12 protein-coding genes are annotated in these 14,930 nt (G+C 64.7%); 3 read left to right on the forward strand and 9 right to left on the reverse strand.

Going from position 1 to position 14,930, the window contains the following annotated elements; translation table 11 throughout:
- Both PVW46_RS17620 and PVW46_RS17625 read right to left on the reverse strand, forming a co-directional pair.
- A partial coding sequence (locus PVW46_RS17620; RefSeq protein ID WP_274576928.1) for a calcium-binding protein occupies positions 1–2,370 on the reverse strand: 2,370 nt, incomplete at its 3' end.
- 307 nt (positions 2,371–2,677) lie between these two features.
- Positions 2,678–4,288, reverse strand: coding sequence for an AfsR/SARP family transcriptional regulator (locus PVW46_RS17625; protein ID WP_274576935.1), 1,611 nt, complete (start codon positions 4,286–4,288; stop codon positions 2,678–2,680).
- A 153-nt stretch (positions 4,289–4,441) separates the two neighbouring features.
- On the opposite strand from PVW46_RS17625, the gene PVW46_RS17630 reads away from it, so the two are divergent.
- Positions 4,442–5,548 (forward strand): phosphatase PAP2 family protein, encoded by a 1,107-nt coding sequence (locus tag PVW46_RS17630; protein ID WP_083242164.1) that lies wholly within the window; start codon positions 4,442–4,444, stop codon positions 5,546–5,548.
- Positions 5,549–5,555: 7 nt separating this feature from the next.
- Here PVW46_RS17630 and PVW46_RS17635 read toward each other — a convergent pair whose 3' ends face one another.
- Entirely contained in the window at positions 5,556–7,589 is a 2,034-nt protein-coding gene (locus PVW46_RS17635) for a S8/S53 family peptidase (protein ID WP_069208173.1), read from the reverse strand.
- A gap of 269 nt (positions 7,590–7,858) precedes the next feature.
- Here PVW46_RS17635 and PVW46_RS17640 point away from each other — a divergent pair, with 269 nt between their 5' ends.
- Positions 7,859–9,343: a hypothetical protein gene (locus PVW46_RS17640; RefSeq protein ID WP_069208172.1), complete on the forward strand. Its 1,485-nt coding sequence runs from the start codon at positions 7,859–7,861 to the stop codon at positions 9,341–9,343.
- Between the two features lie 9 nt (positions 9,344–9,352).
- Here PVW46_RS17640 and PVW46_RS17645 read toward each other — a convergent pair whose 3' ends face one another.
- Complete coding sequence (locus PVW46_RS17645) at positions 9,353–10,051, reverse strand: DUF1194 domain-containing protein (RefSeq protein WP_043144918.1); 699 nt, start codon at positions 10,049–10,051, stop codon at positions 9,353–9,355.
- Positions 10,052–10,173: 122 nt separating this feature from the next.
- Here PVW46_RS17645 and PVW46_RS17650 point away from each other — a divergent pair, with 122 nt between their 5' ends.
- On the forward strand, positions 10,174–10,578 hold the full coding sequence (locus PVW46_RS17650) for a c-type cytochrome (protein WP_043144919.1): 405 nt from the start codon (positions 10,174–10,176) through the stop codon (positions 10,576–10,578).
- Here the strand turns inward: PVW46_RS17650 and PVW46_RS17655 are convergent.
- The 5 genes from PVW46_RS17655 to parE all read right to left on the reverse strand — a co-directional run bounded on the left by PVW46_RS17655 (position 10,575) and on the right by parE (position 14,605).
- Positions 10,575–11,270: a hypothetical protein gene (locus PVW46_RS17655; protein WP_043145036.1), complete on the reverse strand. Its 696-nt coding sequence runs from the start codon at positions 11,268–11,270 to the stop codon at positions 10,575–10,577. The two genes, PVW46_RS17650 and PVW46_RS17655, sit on opposite strands and share 4 nt — an antisense overlap.
- A 213-nt stretch (positions 11,271–11,483) precedes the next feature.
- Entirely contained in the window at positions 11,484–11,657 is a 174-nt protein-coding gene (locus tag PVW46_RS17660) for a hypothetical protein (protein WP_088671203.1), read from the reverse strand.
- A 355-nt stretch (positions 11,658–12,012) separates the two neighbouring features.
- Positions 12,013–12,357 (reverse strand): type II toxin-antitoxin system death-on-curing family toxin, encoded by a 345-nt coding sequence (locus PVW46_RS17665; RefSeq protein ID WP_223306279.1) that lies wholly within the window; start codon positions 12,355–12,357, stop codon positions 12,013–12,015.
- A gap of 19 nt (positions 12,358–12,376) precedes the next feature.
- Positions 12,377–12,556: a hypothetical protein gene (locus PVW46_RS17670; protein ID WP_274576945.1), complete on the reverse strand. Its 180-nt coding sequence runs from the start codon at positions 12,554–12,556 to the stop codon at positions 12,377–12,379.
- A gap of 90 nt (positions 12,557–12,646) precedes the next feature.
- The gene (parE, locus tag PVW46_RS17675) at positions 12,647–14,605 is read right to left on the reverse strand and encodes a DNA topoisomerase IV subunit B (protein WP_043144921.1); all 1,959 of its coding nucleotides are present in this window, start codon (positions 14,603–14,605) and stop codon (positions 12,647–12,649) included.
- Between the last annotated feature and the right edge of the window lie 325 nt (positions 14,606–14,930).

A 14,930-nucleotide genomic window follows, 5' to 3' on the forward strand; every position in this document is an offset into this window, starting at 1 on the left:
GTCATTGCCCGCGTAGGCGCCGCCGCCCAGGTCCGTCGGCGCGGCAAAGCCCGTCACGATGTCTTCGCCAGAGCTGTTGCCAAGCACCAGCCTATCCTTGCCTGCCCCCAGGACGATGGTTTCGATGTCGTTGAAGTTCAGCGTGTCGGCCCCGTCGGTGACGGTGCCGATCTCGGGGTTCACATGGGTCAGGTCGACGGTCAGGTCGTCGGTGACGGCCGACAGATCCAGCACGTCGCCGTCGGTTTCATCCACGCCCTCGGCGTCCACGGTGTCGTTGCCGAACCCGTTTTCGATGTGAAAGGTGTCGTCACCCCAACCGCCCCAGAGATAGTCGTCCCCGGCACCGCCATAAAGCGCGTCGTTGCCGAAAGAGCCGCGCATCCAGTCGTTGCCGTCGCCACCATAAAGTGTGTCGTCGCCTTCGTTGCCCTCGACCGTGTCGTCTCCCTCGCCGCCGGACACATAATCGTCCCCGGTCTCGCCATAGATCGAGTCGCTGCCCGCGCCCCCGGAAATGGAGTCGCCGCCTTCGTTGCCATAGAGGCTGTCGTGGCCGGCGCCCCCCGTAATCGTGTCTGCACCATCGCCGCCGCGCAGCGTGTCATTGTCGTCGCCGCCGTCAATCACGTCGTCGGCCTGCGTGCCAACGATGGAGTCGTTCCCGGCGCCGCCATCGACCGTGATGCCCGTGCTGGCCGGGCCATACTGGGCAAAGAAATCGTCATCCTGATCGGTCAGTGTCAGGCGTTCGATTTCGGCAAAGCTCAGCGTATCGGTGCCGTCCGTCGCGGTGCCGGCTTCGTCGCCGGTCATGGTCACGTCGATGCCGACGCTCATGTCCGAGAAATCCAGCGTGTCAAAATCGGTGCCGGTGCTGACGGCCTCGCCACCGCGGATCACGTCGGCACCAAACCCATCGGTCACGACGATCACGTCGGCGTCGGCGCCGCCATCGATCGAATCCGCATCTGCCCCGCCGTGCAGCGTGTCCTGGCCAGTGCCACCGGTCAGAGTGTCCTTGCCCGCCATGCCATAGACCAGGTCATCGCCCGCGCCTGCATCGATCAGGTCATCCTGTGTTTCCGGGGTGGCGGAAACGACGGTCGGAGCGTCGGTGAAACCCGTGGTCGTGAAGGCATAGTTTGTCCCGGCGCCGCGAGAGGTCACGACAAAGACCAGTTCCTGTTGTTCGGAATAGCTGAACTGGGCCCAGTGACTTTGGTCCACGTTGTCGGAACTGGTGCTGTCGGATTGCGCGCCCAGTTCCTCGCCGTCGTCGGTGGCGGTCAGGTTGGTGCTGGCAGAGGAGAGGCCCAGGCTTTCCACGTCTGCCGTCTGCGCGGTCACGCTTTCGGCGGTGGTGTCGATGTCCTGGAAGGTGAACGTGCCGGTGATCTTGATCGGCTCACCGGTGGCCTGGTCATAGAACTCGAACCCCAGGGTAACGCCGGTGCCTGCCTCGGCGGCGGCATCGCGGTTGATGTAGACCGAGTTGTCGTTGAACTCGATCTGGATGTTTGGATCGTCCGCGTCCAGGATCGTCAACCGGGCCTGAACGACGATGCCTTCATCCGTGACACCGATGTTGTCGTAGACGGCATACATGCCCACGACGCCGGTGCCGGCGTCGCCGGTTTCGCTGATCGCGGTGAAATCGAAAGAGGACAGGGTGCCCGCGCTGGCACCCACGTCGCTGCCGTCACCATAGATCACGTCGTCGCCATCGCCCGCGCTGATGGTGTCCTGGCCGGATCCGCCGGTGATCACGTCTGCGCCCGCGCCGGTGGTGATGCTGTCGGCACCGGTCCCGCCGTCGATGGTGTTGTCGCCGCCCAGTGCGTCGATCACGTCGTCGCCCGTGCCGCCATGCAGCACGTCCGATCCCGTGTCCGAGCCAAGCGTGTCATTGCCGTCGCCGCCGATCAGTGTGTTGTTGCCGCCGGTGGCACTTGCGATGTCCGCGCCGTCACCCAGGTTGACGAAATCATCGCCGTCGATCCCGCTGACCGTGTCGTTGCCATCCAGCGAAAAGACAGTGTCGGTGCCGCCACCAAGGTCGATGTTCTCGCCGCGGTCGCTGCCGGCATAGGAATCCGACCCCTCGGGCAGGATCATGTTGGTGAAGGCTTCGAACTGCGTGCCGCCACCCAGCCGCGCGTCCGGAAAGCCGCTGTGCCAGATGTCGCCGACGGTATAGGTGGTCGAGCCGTTGGAAATCTGCAGTTCGCCGACCCCGGCGTTGTAGGACACCGAGTAGTTCGAGCCCAAGTTCGAGAAATCCAGCGTGTGGCCCGCACTGCTCTGGTAGACGTTGCCCCAGAAGAAGGGTGAATTCCAGTTCGAAGCCGTAACAATGTACGTCGCCATGCCAGCGATCCTTGCCTTTACCGAATGGGTCCCTTCAAATGGCCCCGTTCCGCGGAAAATTGTCGGCGCTTAGCGCTTGACATCAAAGACCGCAGGAATGTGGCCGGAGTGGGCCGGAACAAGGGAATTGATGCCCCGTTTGATAGACGGCGTGGGGTTAAGATCGCCTTTCGGCCTTGATCCGGTCGCAATTGTTCGGCGAGCAGGGGGGAATTCGTTGTAAGCCGTCGGGATCGTCTCTGGCGGGAAAACGCTCAGTCAGGCTTTTGACGATAGCCCGGGGCGCTGTGAGGGTGATCGACGCGTGTCACAGCAGCGCGCGGATCGGTTCCAGCAGGCCCTTGTTGCGCAGCGTGCGCACCGGATAGCTGTCATCGTTCACCAGCCTGTCCAGCGAGAACCCCGGCTCGATCTTGGCCAGTTTCTCTGCCACGGCCTGGGCCTTGTCCAACTGGCCCTCCAGCGCATAAAGCGCCAGCAGGTGACGGTGGCCGGGCCGGGACAAGGGGGCAGAGCGCACCGCTGCCTCGCCAGCCTCGATCGCCTCCTGCGGGCGGTTGCAGGCAATGGCCACGATACAGTGGCCGGTGTCCCAATAGTGTTTGAACGGCGACGTCCGCGCGATCCGGCAGGCCCGTTCCGAGGCGGTGAATCCGCCCTCCATGTCGCCCGACAGGATCAGCGCCTCGGACAGGGATTTCCAGGCAAAGGCGTTGGCCGGGTTCCGTTCGACCGCGTTCTGCGCAAGGTCCAGCACACCGGCGGTATCGCCCAGTGCGGTGCCGCGGACCTTGGAGATGATCGCATGGACCAGCACGTTGTCCGGGCTCAGCTCCATCGCGCGGTAATGCAGGTCGACCGCCTCTTCCAGCAAGCCCTCTTGGTCGTCTTCGGCCAGTTCCATCATCTGGGTCAGCCGGATCATGCTGGCCCAGGCCAGGTAGATGCCGTTTTCATCGCGGCGAAAGGCCTGGTCCATCAGCCCGTAGGCCTCGCGCAGGGCGTCTTTCTCGAAGGAGAACATCCGGTAGAGCCCCAGGCGGGACAGTGCCGTCGCCCGCGTTTCGGGGCGGTCCTTTTCCAGCACATGCGGCAGCTTGCCGATGATCTGATCGGCGGCCTCGAAGACGGTGCGCGAGACGTCGATTTCCGCGCTCAGGATGTCCTCGAGCCGATCCAGTTGTTGCAGCTTGGAATAGAGGATGCGCGCGCTTGGCTGATGCGTGGCCTTGATGAACAGCGCGTGTCCGCCGTCGCCATTTTCCATCAACTGGGTGCTGACGGACACGTCGCTGACCGGGGCGCCCTCGGGCAGGGGCATGTCCGAATCCGATTGTCGCCATGCGCGGACCTGCTCGGCGATGTTCTCGCCGATCTGGTTGGCCAGGATCTCGCCCAGCATCCTCTCTCGTCCCGGCGCCTCCGTGCTGGCGCGGCAGTTGATCAGGATACCGCGGCTGTCGGTCGGGCTGGCCGAGGCCAGTTTCGACAAGAGCGCAGCCCGTTCCTGTCGCAACCAGTCCTCGAACTCGGGGTCGCGCACGTCGATGCCCTGCAACAGCTCGACGCGGTCATCCTCGGGCACCACCTCTTCGTGCAGGTCGACGGTGACGGCACGCTGGTCCAGCGTGACCGAAGACCTGTCCGCCCGGATCACCTCGGCCGCCGGGCCAAGTGCATTGCGCAACTTGGACAGGGCCTGACGCAGGTTGGCGCTGGCCTGTTCGGGGCCGAAAGTCGACCACAGCTTGTCTTCCAGCCAGCGGCGCGGGCGGGTCATATCGGGGCTGAGCGCCAGCATCGCCAGCAGCGCCTGGTTCTTGGCCCCCTTGATGGGCAGCGCAGCGCCGTCCGCATCCCGGACCAGGAAAGGCCCGAGCACGGTGATGGTGATCCTCTGGGATGCAGGCCCTGCCATGCGCTCTCCTCGCAACTTGCGAAAATCTAGCACTGCCGTGACAGCGCGGCAACGGACGTGAAATTTCCGTTAACGATTGCCGCTATTGGCAGTTAGGCTTTGACCTGTGGCAGGCAGTGCCAAAAGCTTCGCCCAAAATTTCATGAGGATGTCATGCCCGTTTCCGGTCTCTACAATTCGCAGAACTCGCAGAATTCCCAAAACAGTCAGAATTCGCAAAATTCCCAGAACTCGCAGAATTCGCAGAACAGCCAGGCGGCGGAAAACTCGCAGGCGGGGCCGGACAACACCTTTGCCAGTGCCGCCCTGGGCCAGGCGCGGGACGGAACCGTGGGCTACTGGGACGGCACGGCGGACCGTGTCCCGAAACAGGACGGCCGTAGCGGCTGGGACGCGCTCACCGCGATGGCGACGGGGCCCCGGCGCGCCGTGATGGATGCCTGCCTGCAAGGGCTGTTCAAGGTCACGCTGGAGCCTGTGGCCAAGAGCAAGCCTGCGACGGGCACGGTGGCACTGGGGGATGACCCGCTGGTCACGCTCGAAGCGCCGACCAGCACGTTCCTCGCGGGCAAGCAGCTGCATTACCTGCGGACCTACGCCGACCTGCGCGGGGATCGCCTGAACGAGATCATCATGCAGACCGGCGATATCCAGAGCTTTTTCGGCCTCGTCGGTTACATGGCGCCGGATGCCACCAAGTGGACGCTGGCGTTGAACCAGGCAATGTTGCGGCTTTGCACCGTGATCGAGATGCCCTTCAAACACGGGTTCGACGTGGCCCGCCCCATCGCCATGTCCCGCAAGGTACAGCCGCTGATCCAGACGCCGGGGCATGGTTCGTGGCCCTCGGGCCATGCGACAGAGGCCTTTGCCTGCGCCACGCTGCTGTCTCGGCTGTTCCTGAACGCGCCGGTCGATCCGGTCGAGCAGATCAAGGCGGGCAGTGAGTTGTACCGCCACGCCGAACGGATCGCGATGAACCGGACCGTCGCGGGCGTGCATTTTCCCACCGACAGCATGGCCGGGGCGGTGTTGGGCGTGACCGTGGCCGAGGCGCTGATCAACCTGCTGGAGGGAACGCCGCAGACCCGGACGCGCGTGTTCCACGGCGCGGGCTACGACGGGGACTTTACCCTGGCGCGCATGGCCGAGGCATTGGACAACGGGCAGGAAATCGCCTCGGGCACCTTGTCCCTGCCGACGGGGCTGGTGCCCGGATGGCTGGCCAAGATGTGGGACGAGGCCAAGGACGAGTGGTGACCGGCGTCTAGCTGGCGGGCAGGGCGTCCGGCAATTCCACTACCGCCTCACCCAGCCGCGAGTCCCGCGTGCCGGTCGGCACCAGGTAGGCCGGATCGATGTCCTCCAGCCGGGTCGACGTCGGGTTCTGGGCATTGGCGACGATCCGGGTCGACGACAGGGCCAGGGCGCGCGTCAGTCGGCCCGCTGCGGCGCTGGTCCCCGCCAGCCGCCGCGTGCTGCCGCTCAGCGTTCCGGATGCCCGGATACCCGCCGAAAACGGCCCGGTGCCAATTCTGGCGGCGACACTGGGTCCGGGCTGGGACCACGATGCGCCCTCGCCGCTGTAGGGCGCGGGGCGATAGTTCCCGACCTCTGCCAAGGCTGACCAGGCCGATGCCTGTGCGGCGCCTACGCTGAACACCTGCCGGCAGTCGGCCGCGACATAGGCATTGTGACACCCCGCATCGCTGATCGGACCGGCGCCGGGGGCGACATAGCCCGCGCGGCTTTCGTCCCAATCGTAAGCGGAGGGATGGTCGAGATAGCTTTGCCGTCCGCGCACTTCCGACCCGCGGATGGCATCATCGCGCTGGACCTGTACCAGCACCTCGCCCGGGCCTTGCAGCGAAACGATCCAGGCCCCGGCGGGGGCCTCCGGCTCTCCGGCTTTCTGGCCGCGCGTGGGGGCCAGGGCCAGAACGTAACAGGCCTGTTGTTCGGTCTGCTTGTCGCGTTTGCGCGCGGGTACATGGTAGATGCGGGCCAGCGCTGCGCCGTCCTCCCGTTCGAGCGACCGGATCTCGCCCGGCTGCAACTGGGCCAGACCCGAGGTTGTGCCATCGGGGGCGGTCAGGCCAACCTGCAGGTCGGCAGATGCACCGCTTCGACAATGGATCTCGATAAAACTGGCGGTTTCGTCGTCGGGCTGCACGCGCCAGTCAAGTTGCGAGGGGGCCTCGGTGGGGGTGAGCCACGCGACCTGGCTGCTGCGATAGCTGTTGCCAAAGGCCCAGACCAGCCGAACCGGCTGGCCGGTGACCTCTTCCCAGGTTTGTGCCTCGCGGGCCATCTGGTGTTCGACGAAATGCGTGCCGTCCTTGGGACCTGCCAACACGCCCAGCGAGACGTTCACGATGACGGGCGCCGTGGCGTCCACCCTGGCGGCCTGCCGCAGGATCCAGCGCAGACCCATGACCAGGTAGCTTTCGACCCAGGTGCCAGAGGTGTCGTCGATGCTTTCGGGGGGCAATTGAACGCCCAGCAGGGGCCAGTCGCGCGCCGGGTCATCGGCATCCTCCGGGTCGGCCCCGGCGGCCAGGTCAAGGACATGGGTGCCGTGGGTGGTGGCAAACCCGGTCTCGTCGCGCGTCCTGCCGGGGTAGATCGCGGCGTTCAGCGCGGCGTAGGTTGTGCTTTCGTCGCCGCGCGCCAGCAGGTCGTCGATTTCCGCAGCGTCCAGGATACGCCCCGCCAGCGTGCCTTTGGGGGTCCGGGCCTGTTGTTCCAGCGCCTGCAGCCAGAGGGCGTGAAACCGCGTGCGCCTTGGGGCGGTGCCCCGGCAGAAACGCGCATTGAGAAAGCCGATGCCGTCGTCGATGATCGCGACGATCGGCGCGCCCGGTGTGGGTGAGGGCGGCACCGCCCCGGCGGGTTCCGGCGGCATCGGATCGTTCGCCAGCTGAACCGGGCAGCCCGAGTCGATCACCTCGAACAGGTCGTCATGCAGGCTGTCCGCCGTGCCGATGCGCCGGTACAGCATGTAGCTGTCCGGCAGGTTCGGGTGCGCCTGCGGATCGTCGATGCGCGCAACAAGCGCCGCAAGTTCGGTATCGTCCATCCGCAGGGGCGAGTCCTGCTGCCCCACGAGATCGCGCAGACGGCGGCGCGCGGCCTGCATGTCATCGGTCGAGTGCAGATGCACAAAAAGCGGCGCGTAATCGGGCCCGCGGTCCGGGCGCATCGGCGGTAGCATGTCGCGGCGCAGCCCGATGAGGCGTGACCAGTCAAGACAGGCATCGCGAAACGCGTGCTCTCTGGCATCCGTCCAGCTGTGTCCCATGTCGATCCCCCTGATCCTGCACGCGAAATCTGCCGGGTCAGCAAAGGTCTTTTTCACTCACCGGTCAAGGAAGTGGGATCGGTGCCTGACGGGTTTGCGCAGAATTCACGCCAACCGGATAAGCACGCCGCGAGTTTTCAGCGGGTTTTCATGCGTGTTTCACGCGCGAATTGCGCAGCATTTGCGATCCGTTCACGGGGGCATGTGCATGGTCGGGTTAACGTACGGTCAAGTCGTGCAACAGTATGCTTCGGGCTGGGGGAAAGACCATGAAACGCAACGGGACCGCGACAAGGTTCGGTGTGATCGACGGGGACGGTCGGGGCAGGTCGCTTCGGGACCGGATCGCGATGCCTGCGCCGCCCGACCTGTCGGCGCCGGAGCTGGCCGCCGACATGGCGGAGCTCTTTGCCCTGGGGCTGGTTCAGGATCTACGCGCCGAGGCGCTGCAGGACCCGCATTGCGCCGTCAGGATCGACGGGGCCACCCGGTTCACGATGCATGAACTGCTCTGCGAGTTGCGCAATCTCAGCTGGTTCGATGCGCGCGTGCCGCTTGCCGGGACAGGACCGGACAGATCGCCGGACGTGCAACCGGGCCAGATGGGGGCCAGCCAGCGCCGGGCCCTTCGCTGCAACGCGGATTTCCAGCTGACGCTGGAAACACTCTTGCGGGGCGGTGTTGTCCTGCGCGGTGGCGGTCCGGTTCTTTCGGCATTCTGGGACAGTGACCACATGGAGCCGCATCCCAAGCGCGAGGCCGGTGTCTGGCCGACCGAAGAGGCGGCGATGTCGGAATGGATCGGCTGGTGTGCCGAGCACAGCCAGGCCGGTCTGCGCCTGCCCTGGGCGGCGGTGCGCCCGCAGCAGGACCCCAGCCTGGGGGATCGCGCCGAGACGCTGCACCGAACGCCGCCCGCGCGTCCCTTTCACAACGCCACGCTGGTTGCGTTGGCACGGGGGACGAACATGGCACCGGGTCTGCCCGGCACATGGACCGGGTCGCGCCTCTTTGCGCTGATGGCAGAGGGCGAGGCGCTTGCCAGCCGGTTTGCCCGTGCCCAGGTCTCGGAAAAGGGCCGGATGCCGCGCCCGGCGGTCACGGCGGCGCGTATGACCGTCTGGTTGGGCAGCGAAGAGGGCGTCTCTGCCCCGGACAGCGATACCCATCGTGCGGCGGCAGAGGAACTGGTGAGTGCCGCCCCCAACCTGGTTCACTGGGTCAGCCGGGCGAACCGCGCGCGGCGCGGGCCGCAGCGGTTCGAGGCGTCGCTCTTCCTGCCCTTGGCCGGCCCCGAGCGTCAGCATTTGACACCCTCCGACTTGGGCGCCCATGCGGTTGTCGCGGGCGTTCTGGCCACGCTGGTCAAGGCCGTCTTCGACACGTCGCGGCGGACCCAGTTGCAGGCAGTGGGGCAGGGCGGCCCCGTGCTGGCGCTGGAGGATCAAACCGACCGTCTGGCGGCGAATATCGGGCTGATGCGGTGCGTCACCGGCGGATACTTCCCGGCCGAGAACATCCAGGATCTGCGCCTGGGGCAGGCCATTGCCCTGCACCTGCTGCGCGACCGCTTGGAACAGGACAACCGCAGTGCACAGATGGGCTTTCGCGATTTCGACGGCCAAAGCCTGCAACTGGTTTCGCATCCGCGCCGGTTTGGACGAGGGTATGCCGAATTGCGCCGCGATGGCGAGCCGATTGCCTGGCCGCAGGAGGCGGGCCACCCGGCGGCACATTTGACGGCGGTCAGCTAGGGTCGCCGGTCAGCGCCGGGCAAATGCTCCGCCCGGCATGCTGCCCGAGATTTCGAGGATCAGCTTGCGCTTGACCGCTTCGGCAAAACTCTCGCGGCTTTCGGCGGTGACGACAAAAGCGCCTGGCCCGCCGATGATACGTTCGGAATACAGCGCCTCGAGTCCGCCATGCGCGCGGCCCGGATCGCCCGGGCGCAGGATCGGCAGGGCGTTGATCGTGACACCGGCGGCCAGCACCCTTTCGCGGGCCTCGGCAATTGGCGGGCCGGAGTAGGAATTTACGCTGTCGCCGGAAAAGTCGATCACCCGCCGCCAGCCGTCGAATTCATTGCTGTCCATCAGGCGCAGCGCCTCGTCCAGCGCGGCGCCGATCGCGTTGCGCCCGTAGGCCTGGCGTGGCTTGCCCATCAACTCTGCGGCGAATCCCGCGGCGCTCTCTGGCCCGTCGATCAGCGTCCAGTCGGCAACGACGGCCTGGTTCGCGGCCCATTCCACGTAGGTCACGGCGATATGTCCGTAAGCGGTGTTCGCGATGGCGGTCAGCACCTCGGGGTCGGTGATCGCCTCTGCGTAACCCTGTCGCTGAAACTGGATTTCCCGCTGGTCGATGCTGCCCGAGGCATCCGCCAGCAGCACCAGTTCAAGGTCCGTGTCCTGGGCCTGTGCCACCCCGGCCCAGACCAGCATCATCACCAGGATCATCCGCATCGCTACCCTCCGTTTGGCATCCAGATAGGGCGGGGCAACGCCTTGCCCATATTGACCAGCGTCATGTTCCTGCCTGTCGCGCTGTGGCACAGTCGCGGCATTGCTGACCAGGAGGATACGCCATGATCGCCCGCCTTGCCCTGCTGAGCCTGATGGCCGCGCCCGCCTTCGCCCAGGACGCCGACATCGGACGCGCGCATTTCTACACCCATTGCGCCACCTGCCACGGGTTGGAAGGCAAGGGGGACGGGCCGATGGCCGGTGTCCTGACGATCCCACCCACCAACCTGACCGAACTTACGATCCAGAATGGAGGCGTCTTTCCCCTGGCGCGGGTCGTCCAGCGGATCGACGGACGTGATCCGCTGGTGGCGCATGGCTCACCGATGCCGGTCTTCGGCGATTTCTTCGAACGGTCATTCGACGTTCCGATGAAGACACAGGCGGGCCAGCCGATCCTGACATCTCAGCCGGTGGTGGATCTGGTCGCCTACCTGTTGGAACTGCAACGGATCGAGCAGGACTAGCCGTCGGTCCTGCGGCAGATGCCCGTCGTCTGCGCCCCTTTCCAGGGCAGAATCACGGTGGGCCGGTCAATCGCCGCGTCCAGCCGGTCTACGGGCATGTATTTCCCGATCATTCCCCGCAGCCGTGCGGTGCGGGGCGCGTTCGGGTCCAGCAGGCGGCAACAGACGTATTCCTCGACGATGCTGCCCTGCTGTTCATAGCCGAAGGACAGGAAATCGCGCGTTGCCTCGGTGTCGAAAAGATAAGGGTCTTTCGAGGCACTGTGTTCCTGCGCCGCCTTGAGCGGGTGGTAACCGGTCAGCTTGCGGTTCTGCCACTGCCAGACATGGGTCGCCTCATGGGCAAAGAGCATCGCATCGAACAGGTCGATCCGGTCAGGGTAGCCAGCCAGGAAGTCCTCCCTGTACACATCATCCCGCAGCAGCACCTTGTTGAACAGCACGGTGGCCGCCGGTGATACCGTCACCGTGCGGGTCTTGGTGATCGGGGGCCAGATGCGTTCCTGGCAGGTGGTGCGAGGGCGGACGGGGATGTCATAGGTCACGGCGCCCGCAGGGTTGCCGTCGATCAGGCGGATTCGTTTCGGGTCGATGTCGTCGCCGTGAAAGGCCCGCAGAAAGGCGGTTTCGTTCGGCGTGGCCGAGCGGCCGCAGGCTGTCAGGATCAAAAGGGCAAAGAGGGCAATGCGCATGATGTGAGATTGGCCGGGGGCGGGTCGCTTGGCAAGCAGCAATGGCCTGCCCTGGGCCTGTCGGGCTTCGGTCGTGTCGACGTAATCGGCGGCAGCGGCAAATGACCGCCCGTCAGGATGGGGAGGTGTCCCGAACAGGGCGTGGTGGAATCCAGGGTCCGCAGTGTTCGTGACGGGTGCGTGGGGACACGCACCCGGTGGGTTTCGCGCCGCTCAGTGCGCGCGCGCGGCCTTGCCGCCGGATTTGCCGCTGGGCCCGCCGCTCACAGCCTTGCCGCCGATCACCGGGTCCTTGCCGGCGTTGCTGTTCGAGGTGGCCAGCACCTTGACCTTTTCCTTCTTGGGTTTCTTCGCTTCGCGGTTGCCGCGGTTCTTTTCCTTGGACATTGGAGTACCTCTTTCGACACCGCGCGGCGGAATGCCGGGCGGGTGGAGGCTCAGAGGGGCAGGGTTGCCTGACACATGTCAGGGCGATGTCACCGATGAGGCATCTTGCAGGATGCAATCAATGATGTGTGCGGGCGCGGGCGACATGCAAGGGGTTGGATGGGTGAGGGGGAAATATTGTTGGCGAAGGCTGAGTGGTTTGCCCACACGGGTTGGCGGGGTGAACCCCGCCCTAAGGCGGGCTGGTAGGTAAGGCGGACTACGGGGTCGATCCCGACACTACTGGGAGAAATCCACCCTGCGACCAGTCACTTCAACGATCGTGCATTCAGATGTTGGTTTCACCTTGAGCGGACTAGCCGGCTCTTATCCACTGCGCCAATTGGCTTTCACTCATGTCGCCAGTGACGACATTGACCACCAAATCGTCGATGGCATCGTCCTCTTGAAGCTCCAAGCTGTTGCCACTGCGCTCGACAAGCAAATCGGTCAGTAGCCAAGCTGTTCGCTTGTTCGCATCGACGAAACCGTGCGACGTGGCGACGCCATGCAATAAAGCTGCCGCCTTCTTGTGAATTGGTCGATGATAGTCATGATAGGGGCGCCCTAGGGAGCCGAGGAGCGATGTCAAATTGCTAACACCATCCCGCCCGCCGCCATAGGATAGCGCCGTACTATGGGCTTCAAAAGCGTCCGACACCGTCACAATGTAGTGGTGCCTACCGATTGGCCAGCCGTGTAAACGCAGCGCTGTTACGCGACGCACTTTCCTTCAGGACGCCTTTCGTAGTCGACCTTGCTGCGGTTACAGCTATGAAGCGTCCGGTCTTCGCATCACGCTTGATCGTACGAGACTTGCTTTTTTCGTTGTCCACAAACTCGGCTTCGTTCTTCTTCATTGGGTTGTGTATCCAGCTTATCTCCATGCCTCGAAGGTAAGCGCCGTCAGAGTTTGTTTCCAGTATAGTCCCATCAATCGGCAGGGTCACTCAAACATCCAACTCTTCCACAAACCGCGCATTCTCCTGGATGTATTGGAAGCGCAGCTCCGGCTTCTTGCCCATCAGGCGTTCCACCAGATCGCCGGTTTCGCCCGGTTCGTCCTCGTCGATGGTCACGCGGATCAGGGTCCTTGTCGCCGGGTCCATCGTGGTTTCTTTCAGGTCCTTGGCGTCCATCTCGCCCAGGCCCTTGAAACGCTGGACGTCGATCTTTCCCTTTCCGCCCAGCCCCTTGGCCAGCGCCGCTTCCTTGGCGGCATCGTCGGCCACGTATAGCCGTTTCGCCCCCTGCGTCAGCCGGTAGAGCGGCGGGCAGGCGAGATATAGGTGTCCCTGGTCGATCAGCGGGCGCATCTGGGTGTAGAAAAAGGTCATCAGGAGCGCCGCGATATGGGCGCCGTCGACGTCCGCGTCGGTCATGATGATGATCTTGTCATAGCGAAGGTCGTCGACGTTGAACTTGGGGCCCAATCCGACGCCAAGCGCCTCGCAGAGATCACGGATCTCGGCGTTGGAGGACAGCTTGTTCGAGGCCGCGCCGAGCACGTTCAGGATCTTACCCTTGAGCGGTAAGAGCGCCTGCGTCTCGCGGAAGCGCGCGCCCTTGGCAGAGCCTCCGGCCGAATCGCCTTCGACGATGAAGATCTCGGTCCCTTCGCGGTTCTTGTTGGTGCAGTCGGTCAGCTTGCCCGGCAGGCGCAGTTTCTTGGTCGCGCTTTTCCGGGCGGTTTCCTTTTCCTGCCGGCGGCGCAGCCGTTCCTCGGCCCGCAGGACAAGGAAATCTAGGATCGCCCCGGCGGATTTCGTATCGGAGGCGAGCCAGTTGTCAAAGTGGTCGCGGACGGAGTTTTCCACCAGCCGCTGCGCCTCGGTCGTGGCGAGGCGGTCCTTTGTCTGGCCGACGAATTCCGGCTCGCGGATAAAGCAGGAGACCAGCGCGCAGCCGCCGGTGATCAGGTCGTCCCTGTTGATCTGGCTGGCTTTTTTGTTGTTCACCAGCTCGCCGTAGGCACGGATCCCCTTGAGGATCGCGGCCCAGAACCCGGCCTCATGTGTGCCGCCCTCGGGGGTGGGGACGGTGTTACAGTAGCTCTGGATGAACCCGTCGCGCGAGGGGGTCCAGTTGATCGCCCATTCGACCTTGCCCGGCGTGCCGAATTTCTCCTTGAAATCCACGATGCCGGAAAAGGGTTTGTCGGCGTAGGTCGAGGCGCTGCCCAGCGTTTCCACCAGGTAGTCCGACAGGCCGCCGGGGAAGTGGAAGGTGGCCTCGGTGGGCGTGTCGCCGTCCTCGATCTCGGTCTTCCAGCGGATCTCGACGCCGCTGAAAAGGTAGGCCTTGGACCGCACCATCTTGAACAGGCGGGAGGGCTTAAACCTATGAGAACCAAAGATTTCTTCGTCCGCGTGAAAGATCACCGTGGTGCCGCGGCGGTTCGGGGCCTGGCCGATTTTCGCAACCGGGCCAAGGGGAATCCCGCGCGAGAAACGCTGTTCGTACAGCTCCTTGTTGCGGGCGACCTGGACCACCATCGAATCCGACAGGGCGTTGACGACAGAGGCGCCGACGCCGTGCAAACCTCCGGAGGTCTCATAGGCTTTGCCCGAGAACTTGCCGCCCGCGTGCAGGGTGCAGAGGATCACCTCGAGCGCGGATTTGCCGGGGAACTTGGGGTGCGGGTCGATCGGGATGCCGCGGCCGTTGTCCCTGATTTCAATGGAGAAATCCGAATGCAGCGTGACCTCGATCCGGTTGGCATGGCCGGCCACCGCCTCGTCCATCGAGTTGTCCAGAACCTCGGCCACGAGGTGATGCAGCGCGCGGTCGTCGGTGCCGCCGATATACATCCCGGGGCGTTTGCGCACGGGTTCCAGCCCCTCGAGCACCTCGATGGAGGAGGCGTCATACTCGGGTTCTGCGGCGGAATGGAGGAGATCGTCGGCCATGTGCGTGCTCGGTTTGTTCTGATTGGTTGGCGGCGATTATGGCAGAGCGTCCCGCCCGGGTAAACGGGGCGCGCGATGGGGTTAAGGCACCGCGCCTTGGGGGAGGCAACGGGGGGACCCTACCATATCTTGCGGTGATGCGGGATGCGGAGTGGCGGCCCTGGGGCGCCTGGTTTGTACGTTTTGTACGTTTCGTACGTCGAATCCAGCATTTTGTACAAAACGCGGGCCGGGGTTTGGCTGACGTTGCGGGAGATTTGGTTAATCGGAGTGTTTTGGGGTGGGGCGCCTGTGGGGCGAGGTCCCGGGGCAAGCCCGGGACGGG

This window comes from Mameliella sp. AT18 (genome assembly GCF_028807275.1).
GTDB classification, from domain to species: Bacteria; Pseudomonadota; Alphaproteobacteria; order Rhodobacterales; family Rhodobacteraceae; genus Antarctobacter; species Antarctobacter albus.